This window comes from Phaeospirillum tilakii, assembly GCF_042683125.1.
Taxonomy (GTDB): Bacteria; Pseudomonadota; Alphaproteobacteria; order Rhodospirillales; family Magnetospirillaceae; genus Phaeospirillum; species Phaeospirillum tilakii.
On the sequence record NZ_JBHUIY010000105.1, the window covers coordinates 1 to 846 of the forward strand.

Here is an 846-nt window from a genome sequence, read left to right on the forward strand (position 1 = left end):
TTCTAGGAATCAGTGAACTGAAATGGACTGGAATGGGTGAATTTAACTCAGATGACCATTATATCTACTACTGTGGGCAGGAATCCCTTAGAAGAAATGGAGTAGCCATCATGGTCAACAAAAGAGTCCAAAATGCAGTACTTGTTGACCATGATGGCTACTCCATTTCTTCTGAGGGATTCCTGCCCACAGTAGTAGATATAATGGTCATCTGAGTTAAATTCACCCATTCCAGTCCATTTCAGTTCACTGATTCCTAGAATGTCGACATTCACTCTTGCCATCTCTTGTTTGACCACTTCCAATTTGCCTTGATTCATGGACCTGACATTCCAGGTTCCTATGCAATATTGCTCTTTACAGCATCGGACCTTGCTTCTATCACCAGTCACATCCACAACTGGGTATTGTTTTTGCTTTGGCTCCATCCCTTCATTCTTTCTGGAGTTATTTCTCCACTGATCTCCAGTAGCATATTGGGCACCTACTGACCTGGGGAGTTCCTCTTTCAGTATCCTATCATTTTGCCTTTTCATACTGTTCATGGGGTTCTCAAGGCAAGAATACTGAAGTGGTTTGCCATTCCCTTCTCCAGTGGACCACATTCTGTCAGATCTCTCCACCATGACCCGCCCATCTTGGGTTGCCCCACAGGCATGGCTTAGTTTCATTGAGTTAGACAAGGCTGTGGTCCTAGTGTGATTAGATTGACTAGTTTTCTGTGAGTATGGTTTCAGTGTGTTTGCCCTCTGATGCCCTCTTGCAACACCTACCATCTTACTTGGGTTTCTCTTACCTTGGGCATGGGGTATCTCTTCATGGCTGCTCCAGCAAAGCGCAGCCGTG

The 846-nt window shown here is 45.0% G+C and carries 1 protein-coding gene; it reads right to left on the bottom strand.

Annotated elements, in window-relative coordinates:
- Positions 1–47 precede the first annotated feature (47 nt).
- Positions 48–846: exonuclease/endonuclease/phosphatase family protein (locus ACFSNB_RS18730; protein WP_377319332.1), on the bottom strand; the 799-nt coding region annotated here is incomplete at its 5' end.